The following is a 21,480-nucleotide window of genomic DNA, read 5'->3' on the forward strand; positions in this document are numbered from 1 at the left end:
TGTGAAGTTGCTGACATCAATAAGGAGGGTTTTTAGACATGGGAGAAGAAATTAAAGTTATCGTATTTAAGCTTGGTGAAGAGGAATACGGTGTTGAAGTAGAAAAAGTCCAATCTATTGAACGCATGGTGCCGATTACACGGGTTCCAAGAACCTACGATTTTGTTAAAGGCGTATTCAACATGAGAGGCGTAGTCATTCCGGTTATTGATCTTCGTGGCCGATTTGGATTGCCTGAAGCTGAATATACCGATCAAACTCGCATCATTATCGTTGCAGTGGGTGAAATGCAAGTCGGCTTTATCGTTGACTCAGCGAATGACGTTATTGACCTGAATACTGACAATATCGAGACACCACCGGAAGTGATTGGCGGAGTTAAGGCTAAATACCTTCGCGGAGTTGCTAAAATTGGTGAAGAGCGCTTGTTGATTATGCTGAACTTGTCCGAAGTCCTGAATCGTAGCGAGATGAACCAACTGGAAGGCTTAGAGGATTAACATATGGAAAATCTCGGAAATCTTGAAGACTTCAAGTTGGATGTGTTGAAAGAAGTCGGCAACATTGGCTCGGGGAACGCTGCTACAGCGCTCTCCCGGCTTCTCAATAAACCGGTCGATATGGGTGTCCCCAAAGTACAAATGCTGCCCTTTGAGGAAATTGCCGAGAAAGTCGGCGGCTATGAGCAACTTGTTGTTGCAATATTTTTTAGGGTAGAAGGGGAAGCCCCCGGGAATCTATTCTTCATATTGCAGCCTCAGGCGGCAAAAAGCTTACTTTCCCGTTTGGCGAATATTCCTTCAGATGACGAGGACAGTTTTAACGAAATGGAGCACTCAGCCCTGTCGGAGATCGGAAACATTTTAGCGGGCTCATACCTGTCTTCGCTGGCAGACTTTACGCGTTTATCTATGTATCCAACAGTCCCTGCGCTGGCGTTGGACATGGCAGGAGCAATTCTCAGCTATGGACTGCTGCAGTTTGGGCAGATGGGGGATGCTGCATTATTGATTGACACATCGTTTCTGGAAGGGCAGAATCAGATAGAGGGTCAATTTTTCCTGATTCCTGATCCAGAATCGTTCGGGAAAATCTTTAGGTCGTTAGGAGTCCCGATGAACGATGATTGAGGATAAAAGCATCATTAAAGTCGGTATGGCTGACTTAAATGTTACCAGTAACCCGAACTCGATTCGCACGACAGGACTTGGCTCCTGCGTCGGATTGACTCTCTACGATCCTCATTTGAAATTGGCAGGTATGGCACATGTGATGCTACCATCCTCGGATATTGCACGTGAAGGGCAACTGAATATTGCTAAATACGCCGATACGGCGCTGCCCGAGTTATTTGAGCGGATGCTGAAATTGGGTGCTGAACGACGCAGGCTGATTGCCAAAATGGCAGGGGGAGCGCAGATGTTCGCCTTTGCTGGTAGTGGAGACACCATGCGGATTGGTCCACGTAATGTAGAATCATGCAAGGAAATGCTCGTAGATCTCGGCATTCCTTTGATTGCGGAGGACACAGGTGGCAATTATGGACGAACGATTGAGTTGGACTCTGAAACTGGCGTTTTGAATATTCGAAGCGTACAAAAAGGTGTAAAGGAATTATAAACATGTTATTTGGCAGCTTACGCATTAATCTTTGGTCTGGAGTAGTCGGATTTATTCTGACTTTTGTGTTGTCCGTTGGCAGCAATCTGCTGACCACGAGCTTAATTCGTGGCTTGATCGCCTTCGTTTTTTGGTTCCTACTTGCATTTGTGCTGCGCTGGACACTAGGTGTTGTGGCGCGGCCAGATCTGGGGAATGCCCAAAGCCGGGCAAGCTCTCAGGTAGATGGCGTAGGGGGTAACCTGGACCTGACGACACCAGACGAAAATGAAGACCTGAATGAATTGCTGAAACCGAAACCAGAGCAGACGGACGAGGGGAATAATGGTTTCGCACCTTTAAACCCACCTAAGCTGGTTTCCAACAAGGACCCTGAAGAATTGGCCAAGGCCGTTCGTCACCTGACAGACAAATAAGGAGGGTGAAGCCGATGAACGAGCGAAAAGCCGCTCATTTAAACCATTCCGAACTATGGGAACAATGGAAAGAACACGGTGACAAGGAAGCAAAAAAACAGTTAATTGAAAAGTATCTCCATATTGTGGAATATGTGTCAGGCCGTCTTGCAGTAGGCTTGCCTAAAAATGTATCCAAGGATGATCTGGCGAGTAATGGCGTTATGGGTTTGATTGACGCTTTAGAGAAATTTGACTATGAGCGTGGTTTGCAGTTTGAGACCTATGCTTCTTGGCGTGTTCGTGGAGCGATTTTGGATGGTCTTCGTCAAGGGGATTGGGTTCCTCGTTCAGTTAGGGAAAAAGCGAAAAAAATCGAAGATGCCTACCAGCATTTGGAACAAAGATATCTACGCACGGTAAGCGACGAAGAGATGAGTCATTATTTGGACGTTTCTGAGAAAGAGTTTCAAAATATGATCCAGGAGGTCGCCGTTATGTCGATTGTCTCACTGGAGGACCCGATCCGCGAAGAGGAATCGGAAACACGGCTTTCCCTTTTGGTGGACGAGAAGGCGAAAAATCCGGATCATAAGGTCAATGAATTTACACTTCGTGATGCCCTTGCACAAGGCATTGATAAATTGACTGAAAAAGAACGTATCGTTGTTTCTTTATTGTATTACGAGGATTTGTCACTCAGTGAAATCGCTGAGGTCATGTCGCTATCTCCATCGCGAATTTCACAGTTGCATTCCAAAGCAATATTACGTCTGAGAGCGACATTGGACAAACAACGGGATTTGCTAATGCGTAAAGATTAACGTACGGGAGGTTACAGTAACAGTTAGACGGAAGGAGCACCCTTGTGGAGAAGCAATATGCTTTGGACCAGTTTTTAAAAGTGGTTGTCTCACCTGACAAACAAACCGCCTACTTGGAGTTTGCCAAACGTGAAGAAGGCTTTGCCTGTTCTGTGGAAGAATTAGAGCGTTTTCTAAGCAACCAAAAAATATCCTACGGTTTAATGACCGATGCAATTCGTGTATTTGCGGCAAGTCCGGAAGATCATTTCTTCGGAAAATTACTGATTGCTCAGGGAAAGCAGCCGATCCATGGCACAGACGGAAAAATTAATCTGGCTGATATTGTGACTGGCGAAGATGCACATAAGCCGCTTGAAACCGTGGATGGACGGGTGGATTATAAAGAATTAACTCGTTTAAGAAATGTAAAACGTGGTCAACTGATTGCCGAACGGGTTGATCCTGTGCCGGGTGTACCGGGGATTGCTGTAACCGGAGAGGAAATTCCTTTTCTTCCAGGTAAAGAGGCGCGTTTTAAAGTCGGAAAAAATGTAGTGATCCATCCAGAAGGTGTTGCGATGTATGCGGCTATTGACGGACTGGTGACTACGACTGAAAAGGGCAAACTTAATGTATTCCCTGTATATGAAGTGAACGGGGACGTCGATTATAGTGTCGGTAACATTGATTTTGTTGGAACCGTCGTCATTCGTGGGAATGTCTTGACTGGTTTTCGTGTTCGGGCGGCTGGCGACATTCGTGTCATCGGTGGTGTGGAAGGCGCTGAAATTGAGGCGGAAGGTTCAGTGGAAATCAGTGGCGGTATTATCGGATACCATAAGGGGTTCGTGAAAGCTGCACAAAATGTCAAATGCTCATTCATACAAGATGGTAACGTGATTGCCGGAGGCGATATACTTGTATCCCAGAGCATCATGCATTCCCAGATTAAAGCGAGTGTAAATGTACTCTGTGAGGGGACCAAAGGGCTTATCGTAGGTGGCAGTGTACAAGCTGGTAAAAAGGTAGTGGCTCGTACCATCGGTAATACGATGTCCACAGCTACTGTTATCGAAGTTGGTGTGCTTCCCGAACTGCGCGATGAACTGACAGAACTCCGCGCACGTTTGAAGCAGCAGACAGACAGTCAGGATAAAACGAATAAGGCTCTTACCATATTGGATCAGCTTGCCGCCGCCGGACAGCTTGCACCTGAAAGAATGGCTATGCGAATCAAGCTGACATCTACTAAAAAGTCTAATGAACAGGAGCTTTTGGAAACCAAGTCCAGAATGCTTGAAATTGAACGAACATTAGAGGATACAAGCCGCGCACGGGTAGAAGTGAAAAATGTAATTTACGGTGGCTCTAAAATAGTTATCGGCAGATATACAAAATTCATTAAAGATTCAGTGGAAAGAATGGCGTTTTATTATCACGAAGGAGACATCAGCATGTCCTCCTACGTGTAATTCGGCACACTGAAAAACAACATTCAACATTGTATTCCTTGGAAGACAGAACGGATGCCCAATCGGAAAGGGTGTGGTCCAATGAGCTTGAAGGCTGTTGAATTGCAAATTGCCGTACCTCGCACCAGCGAAGCAGGAAAATACCAAAGTGAGTCCCAGCAGCGGCCGATGAATGATCAAGCATTGCTTGGACAAAAGGCCGCGTTGGAGACGGAAAACATGCGTCAGCGAAGCAGTGCCGTAGACCAGTCTGCGGAAACATTCGTCGGTGAGCGGCAAACAGGAGGGCAGAGCAGAGATTCTTCCCAGCAGAGCCGCTCTCGCTCAGATGAGTCTGAGCTACCTAAGGAGCATCCGGCAGAGCATCCGTTCAAGGGACACCATATTGATTTTTCGCTCTGATCCGACAGGTGGAGAAGCGTTATTAAAGGAGACGATGGGCAGTGGATCAACCATGGATTTATATTGTTCTGCTGGGCGCCGCAGCTGTTGTCTACGCCTGGCTTCTGCCTAAGCGTCAGCCAAGCCGGGGAACAGAAGAGGCCGTCGTCCAAAAGGTCGAGGCCACATTGGAGCAATATATGGCCGATATTGAAAACGATAATGACGAGTTGATTGAGCTCGTTTCGGGTATGAAGCAGGAGCATACAGTTAAACAGGCGGCATTACAGGAGCAAGTAGCTGAGCTTCGGAGCCGTATCGTGGAGCTTGAGCACCAGGCTATGTTTGCTACTGTCTCTATGCAAACCGAGCCTGTATCTAAGGAAATACAACATACAGCTACTTCTCATCAGGCAGCGGTTGCATATGGTCAATTTCAAAGTCCGCAACCTGGAATGTCTGTGCAGGAAGGCTACTCTGGTTCAGAAGCTCCCCTCATAACTATGGAGGAGCAGACGGTATTACAAGACCCTGAAACTGAGCAGGAAGCAGATTCCATCCGTGATCGTTATCAAGAGTTGTTTGCGCTGCATGAGCAAGGCAAGTCAGTGGACTATATAGCCAAGCAATCAGGCATTCAACGGGGTGAAGTACAGCTCATATTGCAACTCGCGGAGCGGGAGGATGTAACGTGATCAAAAACCGTTCATTTATGCTAGGCATGGGTACTGGTCTGATAACGGGGGCATTGCTGTTGCAACTGGCAATGATCGGTCAGGGACAATCGCAGCAATCTTCAATAGACCCGAAAAACATGACGCGAGAGCAGTTAGAAAAGGCAGCAGCCGAATTAAATCTTCAGATTAATGACAGTTCTGATCCGAAGATGACAGAAGAGGAATGGCGTAATAAGGTGATTAAGGAAGGCAACAAAAATCCGGTTGCACCCCAAAAGGCTAAACCAGCTCAAACGCCGGCAACACCAAAGGCACCTGCAAACAGCACATCCTCGACTGCGTCTAAACCTTCGACTAGCACATCGGTTCCACAAAGTCCGAATAAGCCGCAAACTCAAAGATCCGGCACTACACCGACTCCCAATATCCCCAAGCAGCCTGCCACCCCACAAGTGCAGTATAGCATTGCATCGGGAAGCAATTTGAGAAGTGTGGCATCAGGATTGCAACGGGCAGGGGTCGTATCTGATGCTAGTGCATTTGAGGCAGCAGCTAAGGCTCAAAAAATCAATACCAAAATTCGTACTGGTACCTATCAGTTTGCTAAGGGTGAGGATTTCAGTTCTATCATTACTAAAATTACGAAAAAGCCGTCCAACTGACCAGACTGGGAAGTGGGCGGCTTTTATTCTTGCTGACAAGTTCGATGAGAGGCGTAAAACGTCACATTTTGCGTTGTTCCAACTATTGTCGAAAAGTTGGTTGCAACGATGCAAGTGTTATGGTATATTAATTGACGGTGTTAAAAACGCACGTCGGTTAATTTTATAAAGGGTGCTTTCTAATGGAAAGTCTTTATGAAAAATGATGTCGGCGGAGGACACACAAAAAACCAAACTTAGGAGGTGCGTGAAGATGGCAGTAATCTCCATGAAACAGCTTTTGGAAGCTGGGGTTCACTTTGGTCACCAAACACGTCGCTGGAACCCGAAAATGGATCGTTATATCTTCACTGAAAGAAACGGTATTTACATCATTGACTTGCAAAAGACAGTGAAAAAGGTTGAGGAAGCTTACAACTTCGTAAAAAGCATTGCAGCTGAGAATGGTACAATTCTGTTCGTAGGCACGAAGAAACAAGCACAAGATTCCGTTAAAGAAGAAGCAGCACGCGCTGGTCAATTCTACATTAACCAACGTTGGTTGGGTGGTACGCTGACTAACTTCCAAACGATTCAAAAACGTATTGACCGTTTGAAACAACTGGAAGCTTGGGAAGAAGACGGTACATTCGCAGTTCTTCCTAAAAAAGAAGTTATCATTCTTCGCAAAGAAAAAGATCGTCTTGAAAAATTCTTGGGCGGTATCAAAAACATGAAGGGCCTTCCAAGTGCTCTGTTCATCATTGATCCACGTAAAGAACGTATCGCGGTTGCTGAAGCTCGCAAATTGGGTATCCCAATCGTTGGTATCGTTGATACAAACTGCGATCCAGACGAAATCGACTATGTTATCCCAGGTAATGACGACGCAATCCGCGCTGTTAAATTGCTGACAGGTAAAATGGCTGATGCAGTTATGGAAGCAAACCAAGGCGAAGAAACTACAGCATAATATTTCCATTAGGAAATACCTATATGAATTAAATGAAAAGGGTGGTTGGCAGGTGTATAACCTCTCACTACCCTTTTTTTAAGGAATAAAGCACGGTATACCACTGAAAATCAAATTTGGAGGGAAATAATATGGCAGTTAATGCTAGCGCAGTAAAAGAGCTTCGTGAAAAAACAGGCGCAGGAATGCTGGATTGTAAAAAAGCGCTTGAAGAAGCAAACGGTGATTTGACAAAAGCGGTTGAAGTTCTGCGCGAAAAAGGACTTGCAGCTGCAGCCAACAAAGCAGGTCGTATTGCTACTGAAGGTGTTGTTGAATCCTACATTCATGCTGGCGGCCGTATCGGCGTACTGGTAGAAGTAAACTGCGAAACAGACTTCGTAGCTAAAACAGACCAGTTCAGAGATTTTGTACGCGACATTGCAATGCATATCGCTGCATCGAACCCTCGTTATGTTCGTCGTGAAGAAGTGCCACAGGAAGAAATCGAAAAAGAAAAAGAAATCCTGAAAGCACAAGCTCTGAACGAAGGTAAACCAGAGAAAATCGTTGAGAAAATGGTTGAAGGCCGCATTGGTAAGTTCTATGAAGAGTTCTGTTTGCTGGAGCAATCTTTCATCAAAGATCCGGACAAAACAATCTCCACGCTTATCAACGAAAAAATCAGTACAATTGGCGAAAACATCTCCCTGCGTCGCTTTGTTCGTTTTGAACTGGGTGAAGGTCTGGAGAAAAAAGAAGACAACTTCTACGAAGAAGTTATGTCTCAAGTGAAACAATAATTACCAACGAACGGTAATTGCATATGAAAAAAACGGAAATGGAACACATCAGTGTTCCTTTTCTTGCAACAGGACACCTATCCTGTTACATAAAGTATAAATGATATTGGAGGGTGATCATTTGGAAAAACCTGTGTTTAAGCGTGTTGTCCTGAAAGTTAGTGGTGAATCGCTGTCAGGCCCTAACGGTTACGGTATTGATGCGGATACGATTGCGTCCATTGCTGAACAAGTCAAAGATGTGGTGGAACTGGGAGTAGAAGTTGCTATCGTGTGTGGTGGCGGTAACATCTGGCGTGGTATTGCTGGAAGTGCCAACGGAATTGACCGGGCCACGGCAGATTACATGGGTATGCTGGCAACAGTGATGAACTCACTGGCCTTACAGGATGCTTTGGAACAGATTGAAGTACCTACGCGTGTACAAACATCCATTGCGATGCAACAGATTGCAGAACCATACATCCGCCGTAGAGCTATCCGTCATTTGGAAAAAGGTCGGGTTGTAATTTTTGCAGCAGGTACAGGTAATCCGTTCTTCTCGACTGATACTACAGCTGCACTGCGTGCCGCTGAGATTGAAGCGGAAGTGATTCTGATGGCTAAAAATAAAGTGGATGGCGTATATTCTGCTGATCCGTTTAAAGATAGCACAGCTGAGAAATATGAGCAGCTTACGTATTTGGATGTGCTCAACAAAAATCTCGGTGTCATGGATTCTACTGCTTCCTCGTTGTGCATGGATAACAATATTCCGTTGATTGTCTTTGCTATTACAGAGCAAGGTAACATTAAACGTGTCGTGCTGGGTGAGAAAATTGGTACGATCGTCAAAGGGAGTGTAAATTAATGCCACAATCTGTGAAAAAGAGTGCTGAGGAGCGCATGCAAAAAGCAATCCAAGCATTGCAACGTGATCTTGCATCTTTGCGTGCAGGACGGGCGACACCAGCTTTACTGGACCGTGTGCAGGTAGAGTATTATGGTGCAATGACTCCAGTCAACCAGCTGGCGAATGTCAATACACCTGACAGCCGGACCTTGATGATTCAGCCTTGGGACAAATCTTCCTTGGCCGATATCGAGCGCGCTATACAAAAATCCGATTTAGGTTTGACACCTTCGAATGATGGCAACACCATTCGTCTGAGCATTCCTGCTTTGACGGAGGAGCGCAGAACTGACTTGGTGAAGTTGACGAAAAAGAACGGTGAAGAAGCGAAGGTCGCTATTCGTAACATTCGTCGTGATGCAAATGATGACATCAAAAAAATGGAGAAAAGTGATATTTCCGAGGACGAATCTCGTAAATATCAGGAAGATATCCAGAAAACAACTGATAAATTTATTGCTGAAGTGGATAAAGTTTTAGCTGCAAAAGAAAAAGAAATTATGGAAGTTTAAAAGATTGGCAGCCCCTCCCTTACGGTGGGGTTTGTCTCTTTTCAAGCCTGAGGCACATTTTCAGAGAATGCTGGAGGAACTGGAATGATCAAACGGGTTCGGTCTTGGTGGAACGGGGAACAAAAACAGCAAACACCGGCCATTTCAAAAGACAATATTCCGCAGCATGTTGCTGTCATCATGGATGGGAACGGCAGATGGGCCAAACGGATTGGAATGCCGCGGATTGTAGGGCACCAAAATGGAATGAAGGCAGTGAAACGCACAGCAATTGCGGCGGATGAACTGGGTATTAAGTATTTGACTTTGTTTGCATTTTCAACTGAAAATTGGACGCGTCCAAAGGACGAAGTTGATTTTCTAATGCGCTTACCGCAGGAATTTCTGGCTATTGAGCTGGATGAGCTGATTGAAAAAAATGTGCAGGTGCGTATGATGGGAAACAAGGAACATTTACCTTCCCATACCGTTGAGGCGCTGACTGAAGCGACTCGACGAACTGAAAATAATACCGGACTTGTTCTTAATTTTGCATTGAATTATGGAAGTCGGTTGGAAATCACAGAATGCATGCAAACATTGGGCCGTCAAATTGCGGATGGGAAGCTTAAAACAGAAGATATAACATCTGAGCTGATCGGTAATACGTTGCTTTCTAGTGGTATGCCAGACCCTGATTTGCTGATTCGAACAAGCGGTGAGCTTAGACTTAGTAATTTTATGCTCTGGCAGCTTGCCTACAGTGAGTTGTGGTTTACTGATATTTATTGGCCTGAGTTTAAGAAAGAACACTTATACGAAGCAGTGATCGAATATCAGCAAAGAACACGGCGGTATGGCGGACTGAAGTAAATGGAGGATGAAAGCCGTTGAGACAGAGATTAATTACCGGTATTCTGGCAGGCATATTCTTTTTGGCGATGGTCCTGTGGGGCGGCTTGGCCTACCATTTGCTTATATTGGCGATGGCCCTAATCGGATTTTATGAGTTCGCACGAATGACGCAGGTATCTCCTTTTGGAGGTACAGCAATACTTGGATACGTAAGCATATTTGCTTTTGTATTTCCATATGAACCTTTTGGTTTGCACTCACCCTTACCCATTGCCAGTATGCTTTGGCTGGTAATGATAGCTTTTATGATCATCACGGTAGGAACGAAAAATAAAATCCCGATTCAAACGGTAGCTATACTATTCCTTGGTACCGTTTATATAGGGTTTGGATTTTCGTATATAGCGGAATCACGTCATATGGAACATGGACTGTTATGGACTTTTTTATTGTTGGCTTGTATTTGGGCAAGTGATGCAGGGGCATATTTTGTAGGCAAAATGGCAGGGAAGACAAAACTATGGCCTGCGATTAGTCCAAACAAAACGGTCGAAGGATCCATTGGCGGCATTGTTTTAGCGTTGGTTATAGCTCTAGTATTCGCTGGATTGTCAGGTGGACTGCTGCCATGGGGCAAAGCCATCGGCATCGGTTTGTCATGTGCAGTTGTGGGACAACTGGGCGATTTGGTACAATCTGCATACAAACGAGTGTACGGCATTAAAGATTCCGGTAATCTGCTGCCAGGGCACGGTGGTATACTAGACCGCTGCGACAGCTGGATTGTCGTTTTTCCATTTGTACATATGCTGATGCTGCTTCCATGAGTCTGTTGATTACAGTTTATGCTCAGGCTTAATCTCTATGCTGTCACTCTGCGCTACTAAAAGGATGGAACCAGTAGCATAGCTGCCTGAATAACAAACAATGAGCTCCTGGCTAAAAGTGATTTTCAGGATAGGAAGGTGCATCATGAAAAGAATTACGGTACTTGGTTCAACCGGATCTATTGGAACTCAAACGCTGGATGTAGTGTCCATGCACCCGGATCAGTTTACTGTTGAGGCTTTAGCAGGTGGTTCTAATATAAAGTTACTTGCTGAGCAGGCGCATCTCTATAAACCCAAAAAAGTGTCTGTGGGTACTCGGCAGTTGGCGGATGAAATTCGTCCTTTACTGCCTTCTGGAATGGAACTGTATTGGGGAAATGAAGGACTCGTTGAGCTTGCTGCGAACACAGAGGCGGATATGGTTGTGACGGCTGTAATGGGCAGTGTCGGATTGCACTCCACGCTGGCCGCGATTGAGGCTGGAAAACAGATCGGTTTGGCCAATAAGGAAACACTGGTTACTGCTGGTCATCTGGTCACAGCGCGGGCTCGGGCGAAAGGAGTGCCGTTGCTGCCGATTGACAGTGAGCATTCAGCTATTTTCCAATGCTTGAATGGTGAGCGTATGAAAGATGTGGCACATATTACCCTCACAGCATCAGGGGGTTCTTTTCGAGATTTGACAAGAGAACAGTTGCTTGAAGTTACAGTGGAAGATGCACTCAAGCATCCCAATTGGTCAATGGGGGCCAAAATTACGATTGATTCAGCAACGATGGTAAACAAGGGGCTGGAAGTCATTGAGGCGCATTGGCTATTCGGACTTGATTATGAGCAGATTCATGTGTTGCTTCATCCGGAAAGCATTATTCATTCCTATGTTGAGTTTCAGGATACAAGCATTGTTGCTCAACTTGGGAATCCGGACATGAGAGTACCCATTCAATATGCGTTGACTTACCCTGAGCGTATGAAGTCCCCGGCGAAGCCGTTGTCACTGGCTGAAGTGGGTAGACTCCATTTTAAGGAAATGGATTATAATCGTTTTCCTTGTTTAAGGCTTGCCTTCGAATGTGGTAAAATGGGTGGTACAGCACCGACCGCCTTTAATGCAGCTAATGAGATTGCTGTTGCCCGTTTCCTGCGTGGAGAAATTTCTTTTCTGCATATTGAAGCTATTATTGAACGTGTGCTGGAGCGGCATGTCAATGTGGCTAATCCTGATCTTTCTGCGATTGAAGCCTGTGACGGAGAGACTCGTAGCATAGCTGCGGGGTTGTAGGCTAATGCTGGGTTAAGAAACGAAATGTGATTCTCTTGTGCGGGATTGGAGAATAATGATAATCTAGGAAGACAAACTCGATCTCATTGAAAGGGGAACGGAAACGATTGGAAACGATTCAAATAGTGTTGATGACGGTGCTCATGTTTTTCGTCATAGTGACGGTGCATGAATGGGGGCATTATTATTTTGCCAAGCGCGCCGGGATTCTGGTACGGGAGTTTGCGATCGGTTTCGGTCCGAAACTGTTTTCTTATAAAAGAAACGAGACGCGATTTACGCTGCGTTTGTTGCCGTTTGGTGGCTTTGCCCGCATGGCGGGAGAGGATCCGGAGATCAATGAAATTGAGACCGGACAAACGATTGCTGTACGCGTAACGGATGACGTCGTTAAAACCATCTATCTAGATCAACTGGATAATCGCAAGAATGTGGTACGCGGCGAAGTGTTGGATATTGATCTGGAACAGTCGTTAACTTTAAAATTGGATGTAGATGGCGAAGATCAGCAATACACAGTACACCCGCAAGCGATGATGGTAACCAAAGGACAATCCATTCAGATTGCACCAAAGGATCGGCAGTATGGGAGTAAAACAGTAGGACAGCGTGCGATGGCTATTTTTGCTGGACCACTGATGAATTTTATACTTGCCTTTATTCTGTTTGGTCTTCATATTCAGATGGTCGGCATACAAGTGGACAACCCGACCTATGTCCAAATTAGTGAAATTACAGCAGGTATGCCCGCTGCTGAAGCTGATTTGCATAAGGGAGATATCATCGAATCGGTGAATGGAATAGCCATTGGTGCAAATGTTGAAAACATGATCAAACTGATTGCGGATTCTCAAGACAAGCCGATGAAGTGGACGGTTCGCCGTGATAATAAGACCTTTGATCTTACTATTACACCTCGTGCAATGGAAGGACAAAAGGGTGGCAAGGTGGGCATTGTGCCTGAACTTCCAAAACGCCAAGCAGGTGTGGGTGAAACGTTCAAATTTGCCGGACAATCCATGGTCAGAACGACCGATATTATTTTCCAAGGATTTAGCCAGCTCATTCAACGTTTTTCTATCAACGACCTGGGAGGCCCGGTACGTACTTTTGAAGTGACGGGGCAAATTGCCAAGCAGGGGATTGAGCAGTTGACGTATTGGACTGCTATAATGAGTCTTTATCTGGGGATATTTAATTTATTGCCTATTCCGGCGCTGGATGGAAGCAGACTTGTTTTCCTTGGTGTGGAGGCGGTAAGAGGACGTCCCGTTGATCCGAGCAGGGAAGGAATGGTCCATTTCGTTGGTTTTGCTATGCTATTCCTGCTTATGATTGCGGTCACGTATAACGATATTTTACGCTTAATTAATGGTTAATTAGAGACGGACTTATATAAAAACGGTCTATATGGGAGGACATGCATTTCTATGTCGAATGATAAACAGTTTGTCGAGGAAATTACGCCGCAGAGCGAAGATTTTTCCCGATGGTATATTGATGTTATTAAAAAAGCAGAACTGATGGATTATTCCCCTGTTCGCGGATGTATTGTATTCCGTCCCGATGGTTTTGAAATTTGGGAGCATATCAAGGAAGCCATGGACGTGCGCTTCAGAGAAACAGGCCACCGTAATGCCTATTTTCCAATGTTCATTCCCGAAAGCTTTTTTCAAAAGGAAAAAGAGCATGTCGAAGGGTTTAATCCTGAACTACCTTGGGTAACCGAGGCTGGTGGAGAAAAGCTGGAAGAGCGTCTTGCAATACGTCCGACTTCGGAAACCATGATAGGTCATATGTACTCCAAATGGATTCAATCCTATCGTGATCTGCCGGTGCTTATTAACCAATGGGCTAACGTAGTGCGTTGGGAAAAACGCACGTTGCCTTTCTTGCGTACAAGTGAATTTTTGTGGCAAGAAGGTCACACGGCCCATGAAACAGAAGAAGAAGCACGTGAAGAAACGATGAAAATGCTGGAAGTATACCGTGAGGTTATTGAGGAAGTTCTAGCTATTCCGGTTATTACTGGACAGAAAACACCTTCTGAAAAGTTTGCAGGTGCGAAGGATACATTTTCACTAGAAGCGATGATGAAGGATGGACGGGCGGTACAAGCTGGGACTTCCCACTACATGGGGACTAATTTTGCCGTTGCATTTGATATTAAATATTTGAGTCGTGAAAACAATCTGGAATTCGCGCATACGACTTCATGGGGAACAAGTACACGTTTGATCGGCGCACTGATTATGGTCCATGGAGATGACCGTGGTCTGGCATTGCCTCCTAAAGTTGCGCCTACGCAGGTTATTATGGTTCCAATTGGACCACCTAAGAAGCGTGATGCCGTTATCGCTCGTGCAGATGAACTATTTGCTGAGTTGAAACAAGCGGGAGTGCGTGTTAAAATGGACGACCGCAGTGATGTAAGCCCAGGCTGGAAATTTAATGAATATGAAATGCGCGGTGTGCCGGTTCGTATGGAAATCGGGCCTCGTGATATGGAAAACGGCGTCTGTGTGCTCGTATCCCGTATCAGCGGTGAGAAAAAAATCGTGCAGCAGGATAATCTGGTTGAGGAAGTACACGCGATGCTCGCACAGGTACAGCAGGAGATGTTTGATCGTGCGAAAAATTTCATGGAAGAAAATTTCTATTCTGTCGATACGTTGGACGAAATGAAGACTCTCATGGAGGAAAAACGCGGTTTTACTTTGGCAGGTTGGTGCGGATCTGAAGAATGTGAAGACAAAGTTAAAGAAGTGACAGGTGCTACAAGCCGTAATATACCGTTTAAAACAACCGAGCAAAAGTCCACATGTTTGTGCTGTGGCAAACCTGCCAAGCATACAGTAGTGTTCGCACGGGCGTACTAATATAGAAGTAGGGCAATACCACTATACTCACTTCATTCTCTTCGCCGACAGGGTAGCTGTTACCGGACAATGTTCCGAAGGATCTATGTCGTTGTGAGGAGGATTAAAGAGGGTTACGAAAAGCTTTTGCGGTCGGAGATGTTTTTGACGCAGAAGCTTTTCATGTTTTCAGAATGGTAGATTTGAAATTGGGGGGAGAGCCATGGGCGGAGCTGAAGAAAAGAGAAAGCGGCTGGAACTGCTGATGAAGCAGGTTGTGATGCCGACGGGAGTGGTTGAACCTTATTTTTTGGACGGTTGGATTGATCAAGTGGAGATTAGCCGTACCAATAAGGATTGGAATATCACTATTGCCAAGGAGACACTGGTCCCCGCTCAGGTGTATCGTACGTTCTGTATTCAAGTACAGGAAAAAATGAGTCACATCGCAAAAATTACGTTCCGTTTTCAGTATAGTGAGATTCAGCCGGGTGATATCATTAGTGAATACTGGAAACTTTTTCTAGAGTGGGTACATCGTGAGATTCCTTCTGTTAACGGTTGGTTGAATCGGGCTGTGCATGAGTGGGAAGACGGTCTATTATTGCTAACGATGAGCGACAGTATGTCATTGGAACTGGCGCGTAAAAAGCAGATAGATCAAGCTATCATCAAATTTTACAATAAATATTTTGGGCTCTCTATGCGCATTAAAGTCCAGGTGGGTGAAAGTAACCAGGAGGCATTACAGCAATTCCAAGAGAAGAAGATGCAGGAAGAACGCGAAGTTATTCAGCAGATGATGGAAAGTATGGAATCCGAAATGCCGCCTTTGGACGAAGAAGAAGGAGACGTGCGGCTTCAATTTGGTTATGACATCAAAGAACCGGCTGTTCCGATGCAAGATATTCAGGACGAAGAAAAGAAAGTCACCTTACAGGGGACAATCTTCGGTTTGGATAGTAAAGAATTGCGCAATGGCAGTACGTTGTTTACGTATTATTTGACCGACTTTAGTGATTCCCTGCAAATGAAAATGTTTGCTAAAACTAAAGAAGATCTGAAGATCCTCAGTTTGTTGGCTAACGGGAAATGGGTCAAAGTGCGGGGGCGAGTTGAATATGATCGTTTTATGCAAATTCCCGAGCTGGTTATGATTCCTTCCGATCTAGTTGAAGTACAGGCTCCACCCACACGTAAGGATAAGGCAGAGGAAAAACGGGTTGAGTTCCATCTACACACAAAGATGAGTGCAATGGATGCTGTCGCCTCGATTGATCAATACGTCAAAACAGCCGCCAAATGGGGGCACAAAGCGATTGCGGTCACCGATCACGGTGGTGTGCAATGCTATCCTGATGCAGCAAAAGCAGCAAAGAAAAACGGAATTAAAATGATCTACGGTATTGAGGCTAACGTGGTTAATGATGCCGTTGAGGTTGTAATGCAGGCACAACCATTAAATTTGAAAACAGCGACTTATGTCGTTTTTGATATTGAAACCACCGGTTTATCGGTTACACAGAATAAAATTATTGAGATTGCGGCTGTAAAAATGCATGATGGCAAAGAAGTTGATCGTTATGCTACCTTTGTCAATCCGCATGAGCGTATACCCTACAATATCCAACAACTGACCAACATTAACGATGAAATGGTCAAGGATGCGCCGGATGTAGAACCTGTTATGAAGGAGTTTGTAGCTTTTGCTGGCGATGCTGTATTGGTTGCCCATAATGCGCGATTTGATGTCGGCTTTATCCAGGCCACCCTTCGAAATATGGGCTTGCCTGAAATGACCAATCCGGTACTGGATACGCTCGAACTGGCTCGTTTACTGTTTCCAACGATGAAAAACCACCGTCTGAATACGCTGACGACCAAATATAAAGTGGCGCTCGAAAGCCATCACCGGGCCATTGACGATACAGTCGCACTGACTGAAGTGCTGAATGGCTTGCTGAATGATGCGGAACAAATTAAGGGTTTAAAAATGCTCGATCGTCTGAATGATTATGTGGGTAAGGATTTATCGACCGTTCGTCCTTTTCACTGCTGTATTTATGCCCTCAACCCGATTGGTAAAAAAAATCTGTACAAGCTGGTTTCGATGTCTCATACCGAATATTTCAAGCGTGTGCCTTGTATTCCTAAATCAAAATTGTCAGAAATGAGAGACGGATTGCTTATTATTTCTGGCTGCGAAAAAGGAGAGTTCTTCGAGGCTGTATTGAACAAGTCCGAGGAAGAGGCCGAGGAAATTGCACAGTTTTATGATGTGTTGGAGATTCAGCCTTTGACAATGTATATGCATCTAGTGGAAAAGCAATTGGTAAGTGGGCCTGATGCTCTGAAAACGGCGATACGCAAAGTATGCGAAATTGGTCGGCGACTTGATAAGCCCGTAATTGCCACAGGTAATGTTCACTATTTGGAAACTCGCGATAAGCTGTACCGTGATATTACGATACACGGCATTACGGGATTTAGCCCGCTAAAAGATATTCGTAAGCCAGATGCGCATTTACGCACCACAGACGAAATGCTGGCAGAATTCGAGTTTTTGGGCGAGGAGAAAGCCTATGAAGTCGTTGTGAAGAATACCATTGAGCTGGCGGATCGGTTTGAGGAGCTGGAGCTGTTCCCTGACAAGCTGTTTACACCTTTGCTGGATGGGGCGGACGAGGAAATCCGCAACACTTGCTACGAGACGGCTAAATCCATCTATGGTGAGGAATTGCCCGAGGTGGTTGTAGCCCGCCTTGAAAAAGAACTCGAGCCGATTATTAAATACGGTTTCTCTGCCAATTATCTCATTTCCGAGCGTCTGGTTAAAAAGTCTAATAAGGATGGATATCTGGTAGGTTCACGGGGGTCTGTTGGATCTTCTGTGGTCGCTACCTTTCTCGGAATTTCCGAGGTTAATCCACTGCCTGCACATTATATTTGTGGTAATCCTGAATGCAGACATAGCGAATGGATTTTGGACGGTAGTGTGCCGAGCGGATTTGACTTGCCAGACAAAAACTGTCCGAACTGTGGTGGCAAATTGAAGGGTGAGGGACAGGATATTCCGTTTGAAACGTTTCTTGGGTTTAAGGGAGATAAAGTTCCCGATATTGACTTGAACTTCTCTGGCGAATATCAGCCTGTCGCACATAACTATACGAAAGTATTGTTTGGTGAGAAAAGTGTATTTCGTGCTGGAACCATAGGTACAGTTGCCGAGAAAACAGCCTTTGGCTTTGCAAAGAAATATGAAGAGGCGCATCATAAAAAATGGCGTGGGGCTGAGCTGAACAGGCTGGCTTCGGGCTGTACAGGGGTCAAACGCAGTACCGGGCAACATCCAGGCGGAATTGTCGTTGTTCCCGATTATATTGAGGTCGAGGATATTACGCCGGTACAGTATCCCGCCGATGATACAAGCTCAGAATGGAAAACAACGCATTTTGATTATCACGCTTTTGATGCGAATTTACTCAAACTCGATATTCTGGGTCATGATGATCCGACCATGATGAGGATGCTTCAGGATTTGACCGGTGTCGATCCTACGACCATTCCAATGAATGATCCTAAGGTGATGAGCATGTTCAACTCCACGGAGGCGCTCGGTGTAACACCCCAGCAAATCCGCACGCCTGTAGCAACCTATGGTGTACCAGAGATGGGGACGAAGTTTGTACGCCAAATGCTAGTAGAGTCGCAGCCAAGTTCTTTTGCTGATTTACTGCAAATATCCGGACTGTCTCACGGCACGGGCGTATGGCTGGGGAACGCACAGGAACTGATTAAGAATAATACCTGCAACATCAAGACTGTAATTGGTTGCCGTGATGATATCATGTTGTTTCTGATTTACAAGGCAGGGATGGACGCAGGTCTGGCCTTTAAAATTACGGAGAGCGTACGTAAAGGTAAGGGGCTTAGTGCCGAATGGATTGAGGAAATGAAAAAATGCAAGGTGCCACAGTGGTACATTGATTCCTGTCTGAAAATCCAGTACATGTTTCCGAAGGCGCATGCTGCAGCCTATGTTATTTCAGCAGTGCGCACAGCGTACTTTAAGCTGTATCATCCGATTGAATATTATGCGACTTACTTTTCAGTACGTGCAGCCGATTTTGATATTGAGCTGTGCTGTCAGGGATATGATGCAATCGCGCGGAAGATTGTCGAAATCGAGCAGCTCGGCTTTCAGGCACCGCCCAAAGAAAAAGGGATGCTTCCGATCCTAGAAATGGCTCTGGAAATGACGGCTCGCGGGTTTAGTTTTAAATCCATTGATTTGTACCGTTCCGAAGCTACACGCTTCAAGGTCGATGGAGATTCACTCATTCCGCCATTCGGAGCTCTTCAGGGAATTGGAGACAATGCAGCACGTAACATCGCAGCCTCCCGTGAACAGGGTGAATTTTTGTCTGTCGAGGATTTTCAACAAAAATCGAAGGCAAGTAAAACCATTGTCGAAATGCTATCCCAGTTGGGATGCTTTCGAGGTCTGCCAGAGAGTAATCAGCTGTCTCTGTTTTAATCCGAACTACAGTAGTCAAGCTCTGGCACTTGTCACATAACTATGGTTATGTTATAATTTTTTTGGTAATCATGGAGATAAAACCGTTGCTAAAAGAGTGGGGAAACCCACTCTTTACTGTTTGATATACAGTTACAACGTGAAAAGGTTATTTTTGGGCACGAAACCGGTACGCCGGTTTATTTGCAGTGAGCCCGAAATGAACATTACATCAAATGAAAATGAAAATGCCGGTGATGGAGAAGCATTGTCCATGGCAATAGGGCGTCTTTTTTTCACCACAGGAAAGTTCACTTTTGGAGGTTATAATCTTTGAGCACACCAAAGATCAAATCAGTAGTAGAAGAAATGGCCCAACCTTACCTCGATGAGCATGGTTTTGAACTGGTCGATGTCGAGTATGTCAAAGAGGGCAGCAATTGGTTTCTTCGCGTTTTTGTAGACAAAGACGGAGGAATTGATCTGGACGACTGCAGTATGATCAGTGAATATCTGGGTCAAAAGTTGGATGAAAATGACCCTGTTTCTACAGCATATTTTCTGGAAGTGTCTTCACCAGGCGCCGAAAGACCGCTGAAAAAAGCGGAGGACGTTACTAAAGCGGTAGGCAAAAACGTATTCGTTACTACATACGAGCCGATCAACGGCCTGAAGGAATTCGAAGGTCGTTTGCTTTCTTTTGAAGATGGGGAACTCACCGTTCAAAGCGGACAAAAGAAGCATGTTATACCTTATGACAAGGTAGCTGGTGCAAGGCTCGCGATCATATTTTAATTCAGATTTGACTGTTGCTGTTTGACATGTACTACATGTTTTTTGCCTCGTGTGCCGACCAGTACGCAGGTGCATCATTTGAAAGGGGGAGCAGTAATCCATGAGTATGGATTTTATTGAAGCAATGAACGAGTTGGAAAGAGAAAAGGGGATCAGCAAGGATGTGCTGTTTGAGGCCATTGAAGCAGCCTTGATTTCCAGTTACAAACGGAATTTCAACACCGCACAAAATGTGCGTGTTGATATGAACCGCAACTCGGGAGTCATTAAGGTATATGCCCGCAAGCTGATCGTTGAGGAGGTATTGGATCCTCGCACCGAGATTTCGTTGCCTGCGGCCCGTGAGATTAACCCGCATTTTCAGTTGGAAGATATCGCTGAAATTGAAGTCACACCACGTGATTTTGGACGGATTGCTGCACAAACTGCGAAGCAGGTCGTGACCCAGCGTATCCGCGAAGCGGAACGGGGACTGATCTACAACAAGTTTGTGGACAAGGAAGAGGATATTGTGACAGGAACTGTACAGCGCCAAGACCCACGTAATATTTATATTGATCTTGGTAAGGTGGAAGCGGTTCTCCCGTTAGGTGAATTGATGCCTAACGAGAAATTTAGCCATCTGGATCGAATTAAGGCTTATATCACCAAGGTAGAAAACACAACCAAAGGACCGCAAATTATGCTGTCCCGATCACATCCGGGTCTGCTTAAGCGTTTGTTCGAACTCGAAGTGCCTGAAATTTTTGATGGTGTTGTAGAGATTCGTTCCGTAGCGCGTGAAGCAGGCTTCCGTTCTAAAATCGCGGTTCATTCCCGTAACGCCGAGGTTGATCCGGTCGGCTCTTGTGTGGGTCCTAGAGGTACACGTGTACAGACCATTGTAAATGAGCTGCGTGGCGAAAAAATTGACATTGTACGTTATTCCGATAATGTTGATGAATACGTGGCTAATGCGCTGAGTCCATCCAAGGTGCTCGAAGTGCAAGTGTTTGAAGAAGAGAAAATGGCGCGTGTTATTGTGCCTGATTATCAGCTTTCTCTTGCTATTGGTATCAAAGGGCAAAATGCTCGCCTTGCTGCTAAGCTTACGGGCTGGAAAATTGATATTAAGAGTGAAACACAGGCGGAGGAAGAACTCGGCAGACCGAGAACATCCACCGATGAAATGCATCAGGATTCCGTTTCTGTAGATTAAGCGGAGTGTAGGGGGG

The 21,480-nt window shown here is 45.3% G+C and carries 21 protein-coding genes; all 21 read left to right on the top strand.

The genetic code is table 11. From position 1 onward, the window contains the following. The first annotated feature begins 38 nt into the window (after positions 1 to 38). The 21 genes from MKY24_RS10095 (at position 39) to nusA (ending at position 21,464) form a co-directional block, all read left to right on the top strand. Positions 39 to 500, top strand: coding sequence for a chemotaxis protein CheW (locus MKY24_RS10095; protein ID WP_007430046.1), 462 nt, complete (start codon positions 39 to 41; stop codon positions 498 to 500). A gap of 3 nt (positions 501 to 503) precedes the next feature. Then, on the top strand, positions 504 to 1,130 hold the full coding sequence (locus MKY24_RS10100) for a chemotaxis protein CheC (protein WP_023988204.1): 627 nt from the start codon (positions 504 to 506) through the stop codon (positions 1,128 to 1,130). Then, positions 1,123 to 1,620, top strand: coding sequence for a chemotaxis protein CheD (locus tag MKY24_RS10105; protein WP_010346358.1), 498 nt, complete (start codon positions 1,123 to 1,125; stop codon positions 1,618 to 1,620). Before MKY24_RS10100 ends, MKY24_RS10105 begins: the two co-directional genes overlap by 8 nt. A gap of 2 nt (positions 1,621 to 1,622) precedes the next feature. Continuing rightward, positions 1,623 to 2,036, top strand: coding sequence for a hypothetical protein (locus MKY24_RS10110; RefSeq protein ID WP_013309910.1), 414 nt, complete (start codon positions 1,623 to 1,625; stop codon positions 2,034 to 2,036). A gap of 14 nt (positions 2,037 to 2,050) precedes the next feature. Then, positions 2,051 to 2,839 (top strand): FliA/WhiG family RNA polymerase sigma factor, encoded by a 789-nt coding sequence (locus MKY24_RS10115; RefSeq protein WP_013309911.1) that lies wholly within the window; start codon positions 2,051 to 2,053, stop codon positions 2,837 to 2,839. 44 nt (positions 2,840 to 2,883) lie between these two features. Then, positions 2,884 to 4,293: a FapA family protein gene (locus MKY24_RS10120; RefSeq protein WP_023988205.1), complete on the top strand. Its 1,410-nt coding sequence runs from the start codon at positions 2,884 to 2,886 to the stop codon at positions 4,291 to 4,293. An 81-nt stretch (positions 4,294 to 4,374) separates the two neighbouring features. Next, positions 4,375 to 4,695: a hypothetical protein gene (locus MKY24_RS10125; protein ID WP_023988206.1), complete on the top strand. Its 321-nt coding sequence runs from the start codon at positions 4,375 to 4,377 to the stop codon at positions 4,693 to 4,695. 41 nt (positions 4,696 to 4,736) lie between these two features. Further along, positions 4,737 to 5,369, top strand: coding sequence for a hypothetical protein (locus MKY24_RS10130; protein WP_053325263.1), 633 nt, complete (start codon positions 4,737 to 4,739; stop codon positions 5,367 to 5,369). After that, positions 5,366 to 6,013: an endolytic transglycosylase MltG gene (locus MKY24_RS10135; RefSeq protein ID WP_053325264.1), complete on the top strand. Its 648-nt coding sequence runs from the start codon at positions 5,366 to 5,368 to the stop codon at positions 6,011 to 6,013. The genes MKY24_RS10130 and MKY24_RS10135 overlap by 4 nt, the downstream gene beginning before the upstream one ends. A gap of 253 nt (positions 6,014 to 6,266) precedes the next feature. Beyond that, entirely contained in the window at positions 6,267 to 6,965 is a 699-nt protein-coding gene (rpsB, locus tag MKY24_RS10140) for a 30S ribosomal protein S2 (RefSeq protein WP_013309916.1), read from the top strand. Between the two features lie 131 nt (positions 6,966 to 7,096). Beyond that, complete coding sequence (gene tsf, locus MKY24_RS10145) at positions 7,097 to 7,747, top strand: translation elongation factor Ts (protein ID WP_013309917.1); 651 nt, start codon at positions 7,097 to 7,099, stop codon at positions 7,745 to 7,747. Positions 7,748 to 7,868: 121 nt separating this feature from the next. Next, complete coding sequence (gene pyrH, locus MKY24_RS10150) at positions 7,869 to 8,597, top strand: UMP kinase (RefSeq protein ID WP_013309918.1); 729 nt, start codon at positions 7,869 to 7,871, stop codon at positions 8,595 to 8,597. Continuing rightward, positions 8,597 to 9,151: a ribosome recycling factor gene (frr, locus tag MKY24_RS10155; protein ID WP_023988209.1), complete on the top strand. Its 555-nt coding sequence runs from the start codon at positions 8,597 to 8,599 to the stop codon at positions 9,149 to 9,151. The genes pyrH and frr overlap by 1 nt, the downstream gene beginning before the upstream one ends. Positions 9,152 to 9,235: 84 nt before the next feature. Next, positions 9,236 to 10,003 carry an isoprenyl transferase gene (locus MKY24_RS10160; protein ID WP_023988210.1) on the top strand — a complete coding sequence of 256 codons (768 nt, stop codon included), beginning with the start codon at positions 9,236 to 9,238 and terminating at the stop codon, positions 10,001 to 10,003. A 17-nt stretch (positions 10,004 to 10,020) separates the two neighbouring features. Then, a complete protein-coding gene (locus MKY24_RS10165) occupies positions 10,021 to 10,812 on the top strand; it encodes a phosphatidate cytidylyltransferase (RefSeq protein WP_053325265.1) in 792 nt (263 codons plus the stop codon). 145 nt (positions 10,813 to 10,957) lie between these two features. Then, the gene (locus MKY24_RS10170; RefSeq protein WP_023988212.1) at positions 10,958 to 12,097 is read left to right on the top strand and encodes a 1-deoxy-D-xylulose-5-phosphate reductoisomerase; all 1,140 of its coding nucleotides are present in this window, start codon (positions 10,958 to 10,960) and stop codon (positions 12,095 to 12,097) included. A gap of 107 nt (positions 12,098 to 12,204) precedes the next feature. Beyond that, positions 12,205 to 13,476: an RIP metalloprotease RseP gene (rseP, locus tag MKY24_RS10175; protein WP_023988213.1), complete on the top strand. Its 1,272-nt coding sequence runs from the start codon at positions 12,205 to 12,207 to the stop codon at positions 13,474 to 13,476. A gap of 51 nt (positions 13,477 to 13,527) precedes the next feature. Continuing rightward, complete coding sequence (gene proS, locus MKY24_RS10180) at positions 13,528 to 14,976, top strand: proline--tRNA ligase (protein WP_013309924.1); 1,449 nt, start codon at positions 13,528 to 13,530, stop codon at positions 14,974 to 14,976. A gap of 202 nt (positions 14,977 to 15,178) precedes the next feature. After that, the gene (locus tag MKY24_RS10185) at positions 15,179 to 19,492 is read left to right on the top strand and encodes a PolC-type DNA polymerase III (protein ID WP_339201895.1); all 4,314 of its coding nucleotides are present in this window, start codon (positions 15,179 to 15,181) and stop codon (positions 19,490 to 19,492) included. A gap of 312 nt (positions 19,493 to 19,804) precedes the next feature. Beyond that, on the top strand, positions 19,805 to 20,266 hold the full coding sequence (gene rimP, locus MKY24_RS10190; RefSeq protein ID WP_013309926.1) for a ribosome maturation factor RimP: 462 nt from the start codon (positions 19,805 to 19,807) through the stop codon (positions 20,264 to 20,266). A gap of 100 nt (positions 20,267 to 20,366) precedes the next feature. After that, positions 20,367 to 21,464 (top strand): transcription termination factor NusA, encoded by a 1,098-nt coding sequence (gene nusA, locus MKY24_RS10195; protein WP_013309927.1) that lies wholly within the window; start codon positions 20,367 to 20,369, stop codon positions 21,462 to 21,464. Positions 21,465 to 21,480: the final 16 nt, after the last annotated feature.

The organism is Paenibacillus sp. FSL P2-0322, assembly GCF_037975315.1.
Taxonomy (GTDB): Bacteria; Bacillota; Bacilli; order Paenibacillales; family Paenibacillaceae; genus Paenibacillus; species Paenibacillus polymyxa_B.